Source organism: Streptomyces sp. OfavH-34-F, assembly GCF_022347745.1.
GTDB lineage: Bacteria > Actinomycetota > Actinomycetes > Streptomycetales > Streptomycetaceae > Streptomyces.
Window position 1 is genome coordinate 1 of record NZ_JAKRGC010000578.1, and the last position, 1,836, is coordinate 1,836.

At 72.8% G+C, this 1,836-nt stretch carries 1 protein-coding gene and 1 pseudogene; both read left to right on the top strand.

Annotated elements, in window-relative coordinates; all coding sequences use genetic code 11:
• Positions 1-865, top strand: a pseudogene (locus tag MHW47_RS35065) (hypothetical protein); the annotation flags it as partial.
• Positions 866-867: 2 nt separating this feature from the next.
• Positions 868-1,836, top strand: a 969-nt coding sequence (locus tag MHW47_RS35070) for a hypothetical protein (protein WP_239227860.1), incomplete at its 3' end; no start/stop codon positions are given.

Here is a 1,836-nt window from a genome sequence, read left to right on the forward strand (position 1 = left end):
GCCGATCATCGAGCCCCTGATCGAGATCATCGGACAGCTGGCCGGCATCCTCGCGACCGGCCTCGCGACCGTGATCACCGACGTCGTCGTGCCGGTCATCACGGCCATTGTGGCGCTGCTGCAAGGCAACTTCGGCGAAGCGTGGGAGCTGGCAAAGACCGCGGTCTCGAACGCGGCTGAGCTGGTCGGCGAGGCCGTCGGCAAGCTCGCCGAGTGGGTCGGCAACGGCATCGGTGCCGCCGTCGACTGGATCAAGGGACTGCCCGGCCGCGCGTGGCAGGCACTCTCCCCGCTGGCCGGCCAACTCCGCGACCGCGCAGCGTCCGCGCTGCGCGACTTCAAGGACACGGTCGTCACCAAGGCGGGCGAGGTCATCGCGTGGGCGCGCGGGCTGCCCGGCCGGATCGGCGAGGCCATCGGCGATCTCGGCTCGCTCCTGGTCGACAAGGGCAAGGACGTCGTACGCGGCTTGTACGAGGGCGTGAAGTCCATGGGCGGATGGCTCAAGGACAAGCTGTCGTCGTTCGCGTCGAGCATGGTGCCCGGTCCGATCGCCGACGCGCTCGGTATCGCCTCGCCGTCCAAGGTGATGGCCCGCGACATCGGCCGGTGGATTCCCGCCGGCGTCGTCAAGGGCGTCGAGAGCGGGAAGGGCGCCGTCGACCGTGCCATGCGGTCCCTGGTCACCCCGCCCGCCGCTCCCCAGCTCACCCCGGCAGGCGCCTCACTCGGCGCGTACAGCTCGCCGTTCGCCCCGGCCGGCGGGGGCGCCATGGTCCAGATCGAGCACTGGCACGCCGCCGAACACGGCACGCCCGAGCAGAACGCCGAATCTCTGGCGTGGCTCGCCAAGGCAAGGGGGTAACGATGCCTGCCGCAGGAGCCCTTGTTACCCGGCCCGGCCACGTCCAGTACGGCGACCTGCTGCTCGGACCCGGCACCCCCTACCGGTGGCGCACCCTCACCGGGTGGGAAGACCTCCCCCCGCTGGACGATGGAACCGTGCAACGGGCCGACGCGCACGGGGCGCACCCCGGCCTACTGCTCGCCCAGGCACGGACGATCGGCGTTGACGGCCTGGTCGTGCGCGCACCTCACGCACAGATCGGCGAGGTTGTCGGCCGCCTGTCCGCCGCCACCGTCCCCCGCGTCGACGAGATCCCGCTCGTGGCGTGGCTGGACGAGCGCGGGCCCCTGCTCACGTACGCCCGTGCGACCCGCCGGGCAATCCCGACGACGACCGGATACCGCCTCGGCACGATCCTCGGCGCCGCGATTCAGTGGGTCGCCACCGACCCGCGCCGCTACGCCCTCGCTGAGCAGATAGCCACGGCCACACTGCCCATGTCCGAGGCCGGTCTCACCTGGGCGTCCGCCGACGTCGAGGTACTGCCCGCCGCCCAGGCCGCGGGCATCGGCGAAGTCTGGCGGTGGTGGAGCGACGGCGACCCGGTCGTCACCGGGGACGGCACCGGCCCCGTGTCCGTGCAGCCGCTCACCGAGGCTGGCGAACTGGTGTGGGCCGCCGACGGCAGCGACTACGGGTGGCCCGTACAGCCCGGCCAGGACGTCCGGTTCGCCTCCCAGCTCGCCGCCACGCAGGACGCCACGCTCACGCTGCGTTGGTGGGACGCGGCCGGCCAGCACGTCGCCGACGACTCGTCCAGCCCCGGCGCCGCCTCGCTCACCGCGGCCTCGCCCGCAGGCGCAGCATGGGTGCAGCCGGTCGTACTGCTGCCCGCCGCGCTTCCGGGTGCCGTGCCCGTGGGCACGTCGTCGCTGCGGATCAGCACGGGCGGCGAAGTCCTGTCGTGGCCGCTCGACTTCGGCTCGCCC